The sequence below is a fragment of the Ancylobacter novellus DSM 506 genome, assembly GCF_000092925.1.
GTDB classification, from domain to species: domain Bacteria; phylum Pseudomonadota; class Alphaproteobacteria; order Rhizobiales; family Xanthobacteraceae; genus Ancylobacter; species Ancylobacter novellus.
Map to the genome: position 1 here is coordinate 248,487 of NC_014217.1, position 15,230 is coordinate 263,716.

The 15,230-nt window shown below is 68.6% G+C and carries 18 protein-coding genes; 8 read left to right on the forward strand and 10 right to left on the reverse strand.

Annotated elements, in window-relative coordinates:
• Position 1 precedes the first annotated feature (1 nt).
• From SNOV_RS01295 to SNOV_RS01315, 5 genes are all read left to right on the forward strand, one after another.
• Positions 2–1,180, forward strand: coding sequence for an ABC transporter permease (locus SNOV_RS01295; RefSeq protein ID WP_013165096.1), 1,179 nt, complete (start codon positions 2–4; stop codon positions 1,178–1,180).
• A gap of 34 nt (positions 1,181–1,214) precedes the next feature.
• The gene (locus SNOV_RS01300) at positions 1,215–1,475 is read left to right on the forward strand and encodes a hypothetical protein (protein ID WP_013165097.1); all 261 of its coding nucleotides are present in this window, start codon (positions 1,215–1,217) and stop codon (positions 1,473–1,475) included.
• Between the two features lie 170 nt (positions 1,476–1,645).
• The gene (locus SNOV_RS23690; protein ID WP_049785676.1) at positions 1,646–1,915 is read left to right on the forward strand and encodes a type II toxin-antitoxin system VapC family toxin; all 270 of its coding nucleotides are present in this window, start codon (positions 1,646–1,648) and stop codon (positions 1,913–1,915) included.
• Positions 1,912–3,543 carry an ABC transporter ATP-binding protein gene (locus SNOV_RS01310; protein ID WP_013165098.1) on the forward strand — a complete coding sequence of 544 codons (1,632 nt, stop codon included), beginning with the start codon at positions 1,912–1,914 and terminating at the stop codon, positions 3,541–3,543. Before SNOV_RS23690 ends, SNOV_RS01310 begins: the two co-directional genes overlap by 4 nt.
• A 9-nt stretch (positions 3,544–3,552) precedes the next feature.
• Positions 3,553–4,200, forward strand: coding sequence for an NUDIX domain-containing protein (locus SNOV_RS01315; protein ID WP_013165099.1), 648 nt, complete (start codon positions 3,553–3,555; stop codon positions 4,198–4,200).
• Between the two features lie 194 nt (positions 4,201–4,394).
• Here the strand turns inward: SNOV_RS01315 and SNOV_RS01320 are convergent, their stop codons facing one another.
• The 8 genes from SNOV_RS01320 to SNOV_RS01355 form a co-directional block, all read right to left on the reverse strand.
• Positions 4,395–5,261: a C40 family peptidase gene (locus SNOV_RS01320; RefSeq protein ID WP_013165100.1), complete on the reverse strand. Its 867-nt coding sequence runs from the start codon at positions 5,259–5,261 to the stop codon at positions 4,395–4,397.
• Positions 5,262–5,266: 5 nt separating this feature from the next.
• Positions 5,267–5,617 carry a MarR family winged helix-turn-helix transcriptional regulator gene (locus SNOV_RS01325; RefSeq protein WP_013165101.1) on the reverse strand — a complete coding sequence of 117 codons (351 nt, stop codon included), beginning with the start codon at positions 5,615–5,617 and terminating at the stop codon, positions 5,267–5,269.
• Positions 5,618–5,886: 269 nt separating this feature from the next.
• A complete protein-coding gene (locus SNOV_RS01330; RefSeq protein ID WP_013165102.1) occupies positions 5,887–7,263 on the reverse strand; it encodes a leucyl aminopeptidase family protein in 1,377 nt (458 codons plus the stop codon).
• A gap of 134 nt (positions 7,264–7,397) precedes the next feature.
• On the reverse strand, positions 7,398–7,988 hold the full coding sequence (locus tag SNOV_RS01335; RefSeq protein ID WP_013165103.1) for a histidine phosphatase family protein: 591 nt from the start codon (positions 7,986–7,988) through the stop codon (positions 7,398–7,400).
• Positions 7,985–8,602 (reverse strand): hypothetical protein, encoded by a 618-nt coding sequence (locus tag SNOV_RS01340; RefSeq protein ID WP_013165104.1) that lies wholly within the window; start codon positions 8,600–8,602, stop codon positions 7,985–7,987. Before SNOV_RS01340 ends, SNOV_RS01335 begins: the two co-directional genes overlap by 4 nt.
• A 29-nt stretch (positions 8,603–8,631) precedes the next feature.
• Entirely contained in the window at positions 8,632–9,447 is an 816-nt protein-coding gene (gene fabI / locus SNOV_RS01345) for an enoyl-ACP reductase FabI (protein ID WP_013165105.1), read from the reverse strand.
• Positions 9,448–9,570: 123 nt separating this feature from the next.
• Positions 9,571–10,542 (reverse strand): DnaJ C-terminal domain-containing protein, encoded by a 972-nt coding sequence (locus SNOV_RS01350; protein WP_013165106.1) that lies wholly within the window; start codon positions 10,540–10,542, stop codon positions 9,571–9,573.
• A 96-nt stretch (positions 10,543–10,638) separates the two neighbouring features.
• Positions 10,639–11,142 (reverse strand): RT0821/Lpp0805 family surface protein, encoded by a 504-nt coding sequence (locus tag SNOV_RS01355; RefSeq protein WP_013165107.1) that lies wholly within the window; start codon positions 11,140–11,142, stop codon positions 10,639–10,641.
• Positions 11,143–11,177: 35 nt separating this feature from the next.
• Between SNOV_RS01355 and pdxH the strand changes: the two genes are divergently transcribed.
• Positions 11,178–11,804 (forward strand): pyridoxamine 5'-phosphate oxidase, encoded by a 627-nt coding sequence (gene pdxH / locus SNOV_RS01360; RefSeq protein WP_013165108.1) that lies wholly within the window; start codon positions 11,178–11,180, stop codon positions 11,802–11,804.
• A gap of 49 nt (positions 11,805–11,853) precedes the next feature.
• Positions 11,854–12,603, forward strand: coding sequence for an SDR family NAD(P)-dependent oxidoreductase (locus tag SNOV_RS01365; RefSeq protein ID WP_013165109.1), 750 nt, complete (start codon positions 11,854–11,856; stop codon positions 12,601–12,603).
• A gap of 209 nt (positions 12,604–12,812) precedes the next feature.
• Here SNOV_RS01365 and SNOV_RS01370 read toward each other — a convergent pair whose 3' ends face one another.
• Positions 12,813–13,790 (reverse strand): magnesium transporter CorA family protein, encoded by a 978-nt coding sequence (locus tag SNOV_RS01370; protein ID WP_013165110.1) that lies wholly within the window; start codon positions 13,788–13,790, stop codon positions 12,813–12,815.
• Positions 13,791–13,981: 191 nt separating this feature from the next.
• The gene (locus SNOV_RS01375) at positions 13,982–14,206 is read right to left on the reverse strand and encodes a hypothetical protein (protein ID WP_013165111.1); all 225 of its coding nucleotides are present in this window, start codon (positions 14,204–14,206) and stop codon (positions 13,982–13,984) included.
• A gap of 292 nt (positions 14,207–14,498) precedes the next feature.
• On the opposite strand from SNOV_RS01375, the gene SNOV_RS01380 reads away from it, so the two are divergent.
• The gene (locus tag SNOV_RS01380; protein ID WP_013165112.1) at positions 14,499–15,101 is read left to right on the forward strand and encodes a L,D-transpeptidase; all 603 of its coding nucleotides are present in this window, start codon (positions 14,499–14,501) and stop codon (positions 15,099–15,101) included.
• The last annotated feature ends 129 nt before the right edge of the window (positions 15,102–15,230 follow it).

Sequence of the window (15,230 nt, forward strand, 5' to 3'; positions counted from 1 at the left end):
GATGGACGCCGCGAACACCACGCTGCCGTCGACCGCGCCGACGGGTGCGTCCGCCACGCCGGCGGAGACGCCGCGCCGCTCGCGCCTGTCGCCGCTCAACCAGCGCCGCCTCGCCAATTTCCGCCGCAACCGGCGCGGCTGGTGGAGCTTCTGGATCTTCTCGGTCCTGTTCGTGCTCAGTCTGGGCGCCGAGTTCATCGCCAACGACAAGCCGTTCCTGGTCGAATACGACAACGCCTATTATTTCCCCGGCCTCGTCGCCTACCCCGAGACCACCTTCGGCGGCGACTTCGAGACCGAGGCGGACTACCGCGACCCTTACTTGCAGAAGCTGATTTCCGAGAAGGGCGGCTGGATGGTCTGGCCGCCGATCCGCTACTCCTATTCGACGCATAATCTCGACCTGCCGACGCCCGCGCCCTCGCCGCCGACCTGGATGCTGACCGAGGCGCAGTGCGCGCCGGTGGTGGAGAAGCTGGGCCGCACCGGCGGCTGCGACGCGCTGGAATGGAACTGGCTCGGCACCGACGACCAGGGCCGCGACGTGCTGGCGCGGCTGATCTACGGCTTCCGCCTCTCGGTGCTGTTCGGCCTGATCCTCACGATCATCTCCTCGATCATCGGCGTGGCGGCGGGCGCGGTGCAGGGCTATTTCGGCGGCTGGACCGACCTGATCTTCCAGCGCTTCATCGAGATATGGACCTCGATCCCGGCGCTGTACCTGCTGCTGATCATCTCCTCGATCCTGGCACCGGGTTTCTGGGTGCTGCTCGGCATATTGCTGCTGTTCTCCTGGGTCTCGCTGGTCGGGCTGGTGCGCGCCGAGTTCCTGCGCGCCCGCAACTTCGAATATGTGCAGGCCGCGCGGGCGCTGGGCGTGTCGAACCTCACCATCATGTGGCGGCACATGCTGCCCAACGCGATGGTGGCCACGCTGACCATGCTGCCCTTCATCGTGTCGTCCTCGGTGATGACGCTGACGGCCCTCGACTTCCTCGGCTTCGGCCTGCCGCCCGGCTCGCCCTCGCTCGGCGAATTGCTGGCGCAGGGCAAGTCCAACGTGCAGGCGCCGTGGCTCGGCCTGACCGGCTTCTTCACCGTGGCGATCATGCTGAGCCTGCTCATCTTCATCGGCGAAGCCGTGCGCGACGCCTTCGACCCGCGGAAGACCTTCCAATGAGCGGCGTGGTAGGATCGGCCCGAGGAGAAAGGCCATGAACAAGATCGTGCGCGAACACTATCCGGTCGACAGGCTGCCCGAGGATCTGCGGGAGGGTATCGAGGGGCCGTATGTGAGTGTCACGGTGGTGACGGAGGAAGCCCCGGCTGGTGTTGACGAGCGCATCGAAGCCATTCTTCGCAACCCGAAGCCGATGACAATCGAGGAAGCGCGCGCGCGAGTCGGTGAGCGCGGAACAACAACCGAAGAGGCGGTCGCCCGTATCCGGGCCTTGCGCGACGAATGGGACGAATAGCCGGTGCGCTTTTACTTCGATGCCAATGCCTTGATTCAAGCGGTCGAGACATCTGGTCGCGAAGCGGGCAGCTTCGGTTTCGTTCTGGCGAAGGCGTCACGGAGTACGGTGCCGCTGATGTCGGACTGGCTGAATTGCTCGTTCTCCCCATACGCAATCAGGATTTTGCGTTGATCGAAGTCTATAACAACCTTCTGGTCGGAGGCGGTGGGCAGATCGAAACGGTGCCCGTGTCTTTCGACATTCTGCGCTCGGCAGCCCAGTTGAGGGCACGGTTCAAGGCTTTAAAGCTGCCTGACGCCATTCATATTGCAACCGCTGAACAGTCTTCGGCTACGCAGATCATAAGCTCCGATGGGCGGTTGGCGGGCTGCACCCAAATACCTATTTGGGATCCGAAGGGGGCGGACCTCGCCGCGTTCATCGAGATGATGTCATGACCTCCACCTCCCCCCTCCTCTCCGTCCAGGACCTCTCCGTCGCCTTCGCGCAGGGAGCGCGGACGACGCTCGCGGTGGACCATGTCTCCTTCGACCTGAAGCGCGGGGAGACGGTGGCGCTGGTGGGCGAGTCCGGCTCCGGCAAGTCAGTGACGGCGCTCTCCATCCTCAAGCTGCTGCAATATCCCGCCGCCAGCCACCCCTCAGGCAAGGTGCTGTTCAAGGGCGCGGACCTGCTCGCCATGTCCGAGCGCGAGATACGCGGCGTGCGCGGCAACGACATCACCATGGTGTTCCAGGAGCCGATGACCTCGCTCAATCCGCTGCACACGGTGGAGCAGCAGATCGCCGAGATCCTGTTCCTGCACCGCGGCATGCGGGGCGCGGGCGCGCGGGCGCGGGTGATCGAGCTGCTCACCGAGGTCGGCATCCCCGAGCCGGAGACGCGGCTCGGCTCCTACCCGCACCAGCTCTCCGGCGGCCAGCGCCAGCGCGTGATGATCGCCATGGCGCTCGCCAACGAGCCGCAATTGCTCATCGCCGACGAGCCGACCACGGCGCTCGACGTCACCGTGCAGGCGCAGATCCTCAAGCTCTTGAAGGACCTCCAGCGCCGGCTCGGCATGGCGATGCTGTTCATCACCCACGACCTCGGCATCGTGCGCAAGATCGCCGACCATGTCTGCGTGATGAACAAGGGCCGCATCGTCGAGGCGGGGCCGGTGGCGGACATCTTCGCCAAGCCGCAGCATCCCTATACGCGCGCGCTCATCGCCGCCCAGCCGCGCGGCAATCCCGAGCCGCCGCACCCGGAAGCGCCGGTGGTGCTGGAGGCGAAGGACCTGAAGGTCTGGTTCCCGATCAAGGCCGGCCTGATGCGCAAGACCGTCGGCCATATCAAGGCGGTGGACGGCATCTCGGTGGAGATAAGGCGCGGCGAGACGCTGGGCGTCGTCGGCGAATCCGGCTCCGGCAAGACCACGCTCGGCCTCGCTTTGCTGCGCCTCATCTCCAGCGACGGGCCGATCGTGTTCATGGGCGAGAGCATCGACACGCTCGGCTTCAAGCAGATGCGCTCGCACCGGCACGCGATGCAGGTGGTGTTCCAGGACCCGTTCGGCTCGCTCTCGCCGCGCATGTCGATCGCCGACATCGTCGGCGAGGGGCTGCGCGTGCATCAGCCCAAGCTCTCGGCCGAGGAGCGCGAGCAGCGGGTGATCGATGCGCTCAAGGATGTCGGCTTGGAGCCGGAGAGCCGGCACCGCTACCCGCACGAATTCTCCGGCGGCCAGCGCCAGCGTGTCGCCATCGCCCGCGCCATCGTGCTGGAGCCCTCCTTCGTGGTGCTGGACGAGCCGACCAGCGCGCTGGACATGATCGTGCAGGCGCAGATCGTCGACCTGCTGCGCGACCTCCAGCACAAGCGCGGGCTGACCTATCTCTTCATCAGCCACGATCTGCGCGTCGTCGCCGCGCTTGCCTCGCGGGTCATGGTGATGAAGGGCGGCGTGGTGGTGGAGGAAGGCCCCGCCGCCGACCTCTTCGCCCACCCGAAGACCGACTACACGCGGGCGCTGTTCGCCGCCGCCTTCAACATCGAGACCGCCGGTACCGCGGCGGACGCCTAGGATCTCCGCATGACCGACCGCGCCGGCATCGGCGAGCTCGCCGACCGCTCCATCGACGTCGCCCTGACCGAACCGGTCTCGGTCGGCAGCGGCTTCCGCGCCTATCACCGGGTGATCGCGACTTTGGACGGCGCCGGCGGCGCGCCGCTGCGCCAGCAGCGCGACATTCTCCGTGTCGGGCCGGTGGTGGCGGTGCTGGCCTATGACCCGGTCGCCGCCTGTTTCGTGATGATCCGCCAGTTCCGCCTCGGCGCGCAGCTCGCCACCGGGGTCGGCGAACTCGTGGAGATCGCCGCCGGCCTCATCGATCCCGGCGAGAAGCCGGAGGATGCGGCCCGGCGCGAATGCAGGGAGGAGATCGGCGTCGAGCCGCGCGCGCTGCTGCCGGCGACGCAGTTCCTGCCGACGCCCGGCGTCACCGACGAGTTCGCCACGCTTTATATCGGGCTGGTGGATTCGCGCGAGGTGCCGGCCGAGGCCGGCGAGCCGGGCGAGACCGAGCACACGCGGCCCTTCCTGGTGCCGGTGGACGAGGCCATGGCGAGCCTGCACGCGCCGTTCCCTGGCGCCTTCGCCAATGGCTTCGTGATGCTCGCGCTGCAATGGTTCGCGCTGAACCGCGGCCGCGTCGACGCCTTCGCCTGGCCGAACGGCTAGCGTCGATCGCCTCCCAACATTTCCTTCCTCATGGCCGGGCTTGACCCGAAGTCGGCATTTGCCGACTTCGGTCTCGTCAATGAGGAACTCAGGCAAGCCCGAGTTCCGGCCACCCAGGGGCCATCGGGCGCGCCCGGTCGTAAGGTCTGGGTCCCCGGGTCAAGCCCGGGGATGAGGGGTGGAGGGGCCGGATATCAAAGCCGCTTGACGCTGCGTACCGGCGTGCCGAGTGCCTCGATGCGGGCGAGCGCATCCTTGAGCGGCTCGCGCACCACCGACATGAAATAGGCCGTGGCGTGCAGCAGCGTGTCGGCGTCCTCGACGATGCCGACATGGCCGGGCCAATAGACGAGGTCGCCGCGCCGGAGTTCGGCGAGGTCGCCGGAGAAGGCGACGGGGTTGCCAAGCGCCGCCTCCTGCATGTCGGTGTCGCGGGGTGAGGGGATGCCGCAGGCATTGAGCGCCACCTGCACCAGGCCCGAGCAGTCCAGCCCGAGGCTGGAGCGCCCGCCCCAGAGATAGGCGGCGCCGAGGAAGCGCGCGGCCACGGCCACGAAGTCATCCTCATAGGAATCGAGCGGCGTGAGGTGATCGGCGAAGACGAAGCCGCCGGTCTCGGTGACGGCGAAACGCTCGCGCGTGCCGGTGATCGTCAGCCGGCTGCCGAAGGAGAGCAGCTCCATCGGCGGCAGCTTGATCGACGGGCCGGGGAACAAAGGCGTGCGCAGCGCCCGCACCCTGTGCGTCGCGGGCGCGCCCGGCGCGGCGAGGGCTTCGGCGGGCAGCCAGCCGACATAGCCGTCGGCATCGATCTGGCCCCAGGCCCAGCCTTCGATCGTCATCTCGTAGACGGTCACGCTCTCGCCGAACAGCGCCTCGGTCACCAGCGGCGCGGACGGATCCGGCTCCTTACGCATCGGTGCGGAGGCGCGGACGACGATCTGGGCCGTGCCCTCGACATAGCGCGGCGCGGCGACGACGTCCTTCAGATGCGCGGCGGCGAGGTCCGGGCGGGCCGGGGTGAGACGGGGATCGAGAGCGGCGGGCGAATGGGCGTTCATGGACACTATCTCGGCAGGGAGCGGGCGACGGTTACCACGAGGTCGCCGAGCCGCTCCACATAGAGCGCGCCTTCCACCGTACGCTGGATGATCACGTTGCGTCGATCCGCGTCGTCGCGCCGGCGCGAGACCAGGCCGAGCTCGCCCATGGTGTCGAGCGCGCGGGTGATGACCGGCTTGGTGACGCCGAGCCGCGCGGCGAGGCCGCGCACCGTGTGCGGCGGGGCTTCGAGATAAACGCCGAGCAGGATGGCGAGCTGGCGCGGGCTGAGGTCCGGCGCGTCGTCGCGGACCTGCGCGAGCGACAGCTCATGCAGGAGGCGCAAGGCCTGCGAGGGCCGCAACTCGACCGCCATTGCCCGTCTCCGACGATCCGCCCCGCCGTAATCGTTACGGCTGCGGATTGTTTATCGGATCATGACGGCGTCGGCGACAAGAAATCCTTAACGGGCCGACGTTGGGGAATGCCTTGTATGGTTGGCGCCCGATCACCCTCATCCTGAGGTGCCCGGCCAACGGCCGGGCCTCGAAGGATGCTCGTCCGGGCGCACTTGAGCGACCATCCTTCGAGGCTCGCTGCGCTCGCACCTCAGGATGAGGTGGTGCGGCAGGGAGCCGTCCTGCCTCACCCGAACCGTTCGGCGATCAGGGCGTCGAGGGCGCGGATGGTCTGCGCTTCGCCGCCTTCCGGCCGGCCGGGGCGGGGGGAGGGGTTCCAGGCGAAGATGTCGAGATGCAGCCAGGCGCCGGCGCGCTCGACGAAGCGCTGCAGGAACAGCGCCGCGGTAATCGAGCCGGCGAAGCCGCCGCCCGGCGCGTTGTTGAGGTCGGCGATCTTGCTGTCGAGCATCGAGGCATAGGGCTGCCACAGCGGCAGGCGCCAGGACGGGTCGGCCTCGGCCGCCCCGAAGCGGGCGAGGTCGGCGGCGAGCGCCTCGTCGTCCGTATAGGCGGGCGGCAATTGCGGGCCGAGCGCGACGCGGGCTGCGCCGGTCAGCGTCGCGAAATCGATCAGCAGCTCGGGCGCCTCCTCGTCGGCGAGGCTGAGCGCGTCGGCGAGGATCAGCCGGCCTTCGGCGTCGGTGTTGCCGATCTCGACGGTAAGGCCCTTGCGCGAGGGGAAGATGTCGCCGGGGCGGAAGGCCGAGCCGTCGATGGCGTTCTCGACCGCCGGGATGATCAGGCGCAGCCGCACGTTCAAGCCGCGGCCCATGATCATCTGCGCGAGGCCGATGGCGTTGGCGGCGCCGCCCATGTCCTTCTTCATCAGCAGCATGCCGCTCGACGGCTTGATGTCGAGCCCGCCGGTGTCGAAGGCGACGCCCTTGCCGACCAGCGTCACCTTGCGCGCGTTCGGGTCGCCCCAGCTCATGTCGATGAGGCGCGGCGCGCGCGGCGAGGCGCGGCCGACCGCATGGATCAGCGGGAAGTTCTCCGCCAGCAGGTCCTCGCCGGTGGTGACGCGAACCTCGGCGCCGAAGCGGGAGGCGAGCGCGCGCACCGCTGCCTCGATCTCGGCCGGGCCGAGGTCGTTGGCCGGCGTGTTGACGAGGTCGCGGGTCAGAGCCACCGCCTCGGCCGTGCGCAGCACATAGGCCGCGTCGACGCCCTCCGGCACGACGAGGCGCACATCGGCGCCGTTGCGCTTGCCGTAGCGGGTGAAGCGGTAGCCCCCTAACAGGAAGCCGAGCGCGGCGAGGCGCGGGTCGGCCGGCGCATGGGCGATGCGGTAGTCGCCAGCGGGCAGGGCGGTGGCGAGCTTGCCGAAGGCGAGCGGATCGCGCGGGACTTCCTCGCAGCCGAAGATCGCGCCGGCGATGGAGCCATCCGCGGCGGGCAGGATGAGCAGCGCACCGGCCTCGGCCTTGAAGCCGGTCGCCTCGGCGAAGGAGAGTGCCGGGACGGGCAGGCCGCCGGCAACCTCGCGCCAGTTCTGCGGCGTGACGCACCAGATCGGGCGCGGTTGGGAAGCCTCCTCGGCCCGGATCAGTTGCGCGCCCATCGCCTCGCCTCCTTCGATTTCCTTGAGCATTTCCCGATCAGATGGAATCATCTGATCGAAGTGGAATTGCTCCAGCTTATTGAATCCAGAGCACTTCCCGATCGTTCGGATGTTCCATCCGAACGGGAAGGGCTCTAGGCCACGGCCAGCTCGAACGCGCCGTCCTCGATCAGGTAGACCGCGCCCTGGCGCACCGGGAGCTCGACCGCCTGGGCCGCCGGCATGCCGGTGAGCGCGTGCAGTATCGCCCGCACCACCCCGCCATGGGTCACCACCACGGCGTCATGGGTCAGTTCGCCGATGGCGGCGAGCACGCGGGCGGAAAGATCGGCATAGCTCTCGCCGCCCGGCGGCACGAAGTTCCACGGGTCGGCGTCGCGCGCGGCGAGGTTGACCGGGTCGCGCCGGCGCAGTTCCGGCCAGGTCGCGCCTTCCCAGCGGCCGAAGCCGATCTCGCGCAGGCGCGGGTCGCGGCGGAAGCCGTCCGGCGGCAGGCCGAGCTCGGCGCGCAGGATCGCCATGGTCTGCGACGCCCGGCTGAGCGGGCTCGCCACATAGTCGAGGCCGACCGTGCCGCCGCTCAGGCGTTCGACCACGCGGGCGGTCTCGGCCGCCTGCTCGCGACCGAGATCGTTGAGCGGGATGTCGTGATAACCCTGCAGGCGGCCGGCGAGGTTCCAGTCGGTCTCGCCGTGGCGGACGAGGAAGATGCGTCGCTTGATCATTTCGCCGGAAGGGCCACGACGTGCGTGTAGCTGGGGCCGTTGAGCGGATAGGAGACGCGCAGCGTCACCGTCGATCCCAGCGGCGCACTGCCCGACGCGAAGACGCGCGCGCCCCCGGCCTGGCCGCCGACGCAACGCTTCGAGCCGGCGTCGGTGCCGGTGGCGGTGAAGGAGCCGATGTCGAACTTGATCTTCACCGTCGCCGGGGCGGTGACCACCCTGATCCGCGGCGCCTGCCCCATCTGGCAGAGCTGGTCGGCCGTGCCGGCGGCGAAGATCATGCGGCCCTGGCCGCCGCCGGTGAGATAGGCGAGGCGGTCCGCGTCGTTGCGCCCGCCGCTGGGGCTGACATAGCCCGGGAAGATGGCGCCGCCGGTGCCGAAGATGCGGTTGAGCAGCGGGTAGGTCTGGAAATCCGGCGGCACGCCGCGGTCCTGCGAGCCCGGCGGCGGGATGTAGGGCAGGCCGGAGCCGCCGAGGCCCGAGCCGGGCGGCGGGCCGACGATGATCGGGCCGTTCTGCGCGCTCGCGGGCGCCGCGGCGGCGAGGCCGGCGGCCACGAGGGCGATGGGCAGGAGGGTACGGAAGAGCTGGGGAAGGCGGGCCTTGCTCATGCGGCGATGCTCCTGCTCCGCGGATGACGTCAGTCGCGCTCGAGGGTGAGGTCGGGCGCTTCGGGGTTCTTCATGCCGACGATGTGGTAGCCGGCATCGACATGGTGGATCTCGCCGGTGACGGCGCGCCCGAGATCGGAGAGCAGGTACATGCCGGTGTCGCCGACTTCGTCGATGGTGACGGTGCGGCGCAGCGGGGCGTTCAGCTCGTTCCACTTGAGGATGTAGCGGAAGTCGCCGATGCCCGAGGCGGCCAGCGTCTTGATCGGCCCGGCGGAGATGGCGTTGACGCGGATGTTCTTCGGGCCGAGGTCGGCGGCGAGGTAGCGCACGCTCGCCTCGAGCGCCGCCTTGGCGACGCCCATGACGTTGTAGTGCGGCATCCACTTCTCGGCGCCGTAATAGGTCAGGGTCAGCATCGAGCCGCCGTCGGTCATCAGCTTCTCGGCGCGCTGGGCGACGGCGGTGAAGCTGTAGCAGGAGATCAGCATGGTCTTGCTGAAGTTCTCCGCCGTGGTGTCGACATAGCGCCCGTCGAGCTCGTTCTTGTCGGAGAAGGCGATGGCGTGGACGAGGAAGTCGAGCCCGCCGAGCTGGCGCTCGGTCTCGGCGAAGACGGCGTCGATGGTCGCGGGATCGGTGACGTCGCAATGGCCGACGAGGGTGGCGTCGAGCTCGGCGGCCAGCGGCTCCACCCGCTTCTTCAGCGGCTCGCCCTGATAGGTGAAGGCGAGCTTCGCGCCCTGCGCATGGGCGGCCTTGGCGATGCCCCAGGCGATGGAGCGGTTGTTCGCCACTCCCATCACCAGGCCGCGCTTTCCGCTCATCAATCCGCCCGATGCCATGCTGGTCACGCCTTGCTCCGTATCGCTGGCCATCTCGCGATGGCGAGCGTTCCTATCGCACAGCGGCAGGACCCGCTCAAGCGAGCGGTGGAGAGGGGAGAGGGCTTGCCGGAAAGGCGCGGCTTATGCCGCGCCGTCGCGCCGGCGGCGCATCAGCTCCTCGAGCTCCGCATCGGGCGTCTCGGGCAGCGTGATTCGCACCGTGGCGAAGAGGTCGCCGGCGGCATCGTCGCCCTTGGGCAGTCCCTTGCCGCGCAGGCGGAAGGTGCGGCCCGACTGGGTCCAGGCCGGCACGGAGAGCTCGACCTCGCCGGAGAGCGTGGGCACGCGCAGCTTGCCGCCGAGCACGGCGTCGGCCAGCGGCAGCGAGACGTCGGTGCGCAGGTCCGCGCCCTCGACCTTGAAGTGGCGGTGCGGCGCATAGGCGACGACGACATAGGCGTCGCCCGGCGCGCCGCCGAAGGGGCTCGGCTCGCCCTGGCCCTTCAGCCGCATGCGGTGGCCCTCAGTGACCTTGGGCGGGATCTTCACCTCGACCGTGCGTCCGTTCGGCAGGTGCACCTTGACCGGGCCGCCTTCGACCACGCGCTCCAGCGGCACCGGCACGGAGATGTCGACGTCGCCGCCGCGCGGCATCTCCTGCTGGCCGCCAGCACGGGCGCGCCCGCGGCCCCGGCCGCCGAGCCCGCCGAGAATGTCGGCGATCACGTCGTCGAAGCCGCCGGCGTCGTGCGGGCCGTGGCCGGAGCGGCGTGCACCCTCCGGGCCGAAGGAGAAGCTTTCGAAGATCGTCTCGCCATGGGGGCCACGCTGGAAGCCGCCGCGGTTGAACCCGCCGGCGCCGCCGCCCGGAAAGCCCTCGAAGCCGCGCGGCTTGCCCTCGGCGTCGATCTCGCCGCGGTCGTACTGGCCGCGCTTCTCCGGATCGGAGAGTATCTCGTGCGCGCTGTTCAGTTCGGCAAAACGCTCCTGCGCCTTCGGATCGTCCTTGTTGGCGTCCGGGTGCAGCTTCTTGGCGTGCTTGCGGAAAGCACGCTTGATCTCGTTCTGGTCGGCGTTGCGGGCGACGCCGAGGATGTCATAGGGATCGCGCATGGATGCTGGTCTCGTCCGGCGGTTCCGGCTCAGAACCATGTAGGCATGGTGTTGCCGCGATGCAACGGTCGCCGGCGGTGAGATCGGCGCGAAGCGTCAGCCTCTGGCCAGCAGCCGCGCCTCGTCGACCTTCCACCAGCCGCGCTCGTTGCGGCAGGCCTCGCCCTGCAGCCATTCCTCGCCGGCGGCGCGCACGAAGCTCATCAGGAAATCGCGGCAGGCGCCGCGGCCCGAGGCCGAGGAGGCGAGCGGGGTGACGGTGCCGCGCGTGGCGCTGGCATAGTTCTCCCACGGCACGCTCGGCGCCTTGGAATCCTCGCGCAGCGCCTCGGCGAGCGCGAGGCGCGCGGCGGCCCAGTCGTCCGGCGCCACGCCCTGCGGCACCGGCTCGCGCTGATAGGCGGCGGCGCGGCGCGGCGAGATGGAGCCGGTGGCCTGCATGTCGAGCGGCGGGGCGCTCGAACAGCCGGCCATGGCGAGCGCGCCGACCAAAGTCGTCCATAGGGCGGCTGTGCGGAAGGACGTGTCGCGCTTATATGAGGAGCCGCCGCGCGACGCGACCTGCGCCGCCGTCGCCCGCCGCCTGTGGAACGTGTCCATGGGTCCCTGTCGTCCGTCCGCCCGAAGATGACCTTATGGAAGCGTCTGAAGAGTTAATATCCGGTGATTTCACCGCCGCCACGGAGCCTTTCCGGCTGTTCGAGGAGTGGTTCGCCGAGGCCAAGGAGAAGGAGCCGCGGGATCCCAACGCCATGGCGCTGGCGACCGTCGACGCCGACGGGCTGCCGGATGTGCGCATGGTGCTGTTGAACCAGCGCGACGAGCGCGGCTTCGTGTTCTTCACCAATACCGGCAGCGCCAAGGGCTGCGAGCTCGCCGCCGTGCCGAAGGCGGCGGTGGTGTTCCACTGGAAGTCGATGAACCGCCAGATCCGCGTGCGCGGCCCGGTGGAGGTGGTGAGCGACGAGGAGGCCGACGCCTATTTCCTCACCCGGCCGCGCCTGTCGCAGATCGGCGCCTGGGCGAGCGTGCAGTCGCGCCCGCTGGAGGGGCGCTTCGCGCTGGAGGCGGCGGTGGCGAAATACACCGCGCAATATGCGCTGGGCAGCGTGCCGCGCCCGCCGCACTGGACCGGCTTCCGCATCCGGCCGGTGCAGATCGAGTTCTGGCACGACCGCCCGTTCCGCCTGCATGACCGCATCGTGTTCCGCAGGGACAGCGCCGAGGCGACTGTCTGGAACAAGACAAGACTTTACCCCTGACCCCGCTTTGTCCCTGACACGGCCTTGCCCCTGAGCTAAGACAGCCCCCATGACCAAGGGTACCAACCAGCCTCGCCGCACCATGCTGCTCACCGGCGCCTCGCGCGGGATCGGGCACGCCACCGTCAAGCGCTTCTCGGCCGCGGGATGGCGGGTGATCACCTGCTCGCGCCATGCCTTCCCGGAGAATTGTCCGTGGGAGATGGGGCCGGAGGACCATATCCAGGTCGACCTCTCCGACCCGGCCGACACGCTCCGCGCGGTGGACGAGATCAAGAGCCGGCTGCCGGACGGCGAACTGCACGCGCTGGTCAACAATGCCGGCATCTCGCCCAAGGGCCCCGGCGGGTCCCGCCTCGGCACGCTCAACACGCCGGAGGAGGACTGGCGGCGGGTGTTCCAGGTGAACTTCTTCGCCCCGATCCTCCTGGCGCGCGGCCTGCTGGAGGAGCTCAAGCGCACCCATGGCGCGGTGGTGAACGTCACCTCCATTGCCGGCTCGCGGGTGCATCCCTTTGCCGGCGCGGCCTATGCCACCTCGAAGGCGGCGCTGGCCGGGCTGACCCGCGAGATGGCGGCCGATTTCGGCCCGCTCGGCGTGCGGGTGAACGCCATCGCGCCGGGCGAGATCGACACCTCGATCCTGTCGCCGGGCACCGAGAAGATCGTCGAGCAGATCCCGATGCAGCGCCTCGGCACGCCCGACGAGGTGGCGAAGATCATCTACGTGCTGTGCACGGACACCTCGTCCTATCTGAACGGGGCGGAGATCCACATCAACGGCGGCCAGCACGTGTGAGGCCGCCCGGCAGATGAACGTCATGGCCGGGCCTGGCCCGGCCATCCACGCCTTCATCAGCCAAGTCGTGCATCAGCCAAGTCGCGCATCAGCCAAGTCGCGCATAAGTCAAGTCGTGCATCAGCCAAGTCGTGGATGCCCGGCCCAAGGCCGGGCATGACGTCGCGTGAGTTGCAGCCGCTCGGGATGACGAGGCCGGCGCCGGAGCGCTACAGCCATTTCTTCCACTTGAAGAACCAGTAGGGCACGACCGCCGCCGCCAGCATGGCGATGAGGGCTACGGGATAGCCGAAGCGCTCGCCGAGCTCGGGCATGTGCTGGAAGTTCATGCCGTAGATCGAGGCGATCAGGGTCGGCGGCATCAGCACCACCGACAGCACGGCGAAGATCTTGATGATGTTGTTCTGCTCGATGCTGACCATGCCGAGCGTGGCGTCGAGCAGGAAGATGATCTTGTTGCCGAGATAGCTGACATGGTCGTTCAGCGAGGCGGTGTCTCGCTGCATGCTCTTCAGCCAGGTCCGCTGCTCCTTGTCGAAGCGCTCGGCCTCGCCTTCCGTGGACAGGAAGGTGACGAGGCGGCCCATCGAGACCAGGCTCTCGCGCACCTTGGAGGCGAGGTCGGCGCGGCGGCCGAGCAGCTTCAGGATCACCCGGAAGCGCTGGCTGCCGCCGTTCGAGGAGGATTCGCGCTCGAAGATGCGCCGCGACAGGCCGTCTATGTCCTCCGACAGCGTCTCGATGATGTCGGCGGCGCGGTCGACGATGGTGTCGAGCAGTTCCAGCAGCAGCCGGTCGCCCTTCATCGTCTGCGGGCAGTCGCGGTCGAGCTTGGCGAGGACGAGGCGGAAGGGCTTGGGCTCGTCATAGCGCACGGTGGTGAGCTTGCCCTTGGCGAGGATGAACGACACCTGGGCCAGCGTCGGGCGATCGCTGTCGCTGTTGCAGACGATGGAGCCGGTCATGTAGCGGGCGCCGTTCTCCACCCGCAGGCGGCTCGACGGCTCGATCTCCAGCATCTCCGCCCGGGTCGGCACCGAGATGCCGATCGCCGCCTCGACGAGGCGGTCCTCGCCGTCGGCCGGCTGGTTGAGGTCGATCCACACCGCGTCGGGAGGCAGGGCCTCGCCCGCGCCGAGGTGAACGGACACGAGCGTGCCGCCGCGCACGCAATGGGCGGTGATCATGGCCTCTCCGACGCTGCTTCATTGGGGAAGATGCGCCGGAACGGCGCGGAGTTCCAGCCGCCCCGCGCGGCGGTCCGGAAAGCCGCCCACGCGCGCGCATGTTGTGGCCGCGCCCGCCCTTGGGCGCTCTTCTCTTCCATTGCTCTGGGAGATGAGGCGGCTATCGCGGCGCGGCCATCGGGCCGGCGGCGTCAGGCCGCGAAATATTCTACGTCTCGGATCGTGACGATCTTTGCCTCGTCGGTCCGCGCCGCGCCCGTACCGGGGGCATCGGATACCGTCTGCTTGGCAGCGTTGTAGGGCGCCGCGGCGGCAAGCGCCGGGAGGCCGATCTCGCGCCAATGCGCGTTTTGCTGGGACGCTTCCCAGCGCTGGCTAGGCTGCGCCTCGGGCGCCGGTTGGTCTTCACTGGACATGACTTCCTCCAATACTTGCCGCCATCTTTCGGCGACTGCTCTCGAAATGATCATCGAGTGCGTCAAAAATATGCAGAATCACGGTCTCGGATAAGGTCTCTTTGCGTCAGCGGCGCCTTTAGCCGGCTTTTCCGACCTCTTCCAACGGAACTGAGCTCTTTTTGCAACATTTTGCGGCCACTAGTGCGTGGCGATGATGTGGCCTCTTCAAGGCAGAACGCAGTTCGGCTAATCGACTTATCGGGCTGAGCGACACGCGTCCGCGTGCCGGCGATTCGGAGCATTGAGAAAAATGATTTTGCGCGGGGCGGGCGTTGTCCTGTTGGCTGTTCTTTTGGGCGCATGCAGCAATGCGCAGCGGCAGCCGGCGCCGACGGCGTCGCTGACGCCGCGCGACAAGCAGCTTCTGGCCAATGCGCCGTATCAGAAGGTGCTGCCGCCGGACATGTACCAGCGCGCCATCGTCGACTATTCCGGCAGGGAGAAGCCGGGCACCATCGTCGTCGATACCGACAAGAAGTGGCTCTACTTCGTCCAGGACGGCGGCAAGGCCATCCGCTACGGCGTGACGGTCGGCGAGGAAGGCCTCGCCTTCAAGGGCAACGCCAAGGTCGGCCGCAAGACCGAATGGCCGACCTGGACGCCGACCCCCGAGATCAAGCAGCGCATCGCCGGCGTGCCGGACTTCGTCGGCCCCGGCCCGCACAACCCGATGGGGGCGCGCGCGCTGTACCTGTTCCAGGGCAACAAGGACACGCTGTTCCGCATCCACGGCACCAACCAGCCGGAATATATCGGCCAGGCCATCTCCTCGGGCTGCATCCGCATGCTCAACGAGGACGTGATCGACCTCTATACCCGCGTGCCGCAGGGCACCAACGTCGTCGTGCTCTGACGCGATCCGACGTCGTCTCAAGCAAAAGGGCGCTGCATCGGCAGCGCCCTTTTTGTTTGCGCGGTCCTGTTGCCGTCATCCCGGCCGGAGGCGAAGCCGGAGAGCCTGGATCGCTAACCGCTCTTGTCC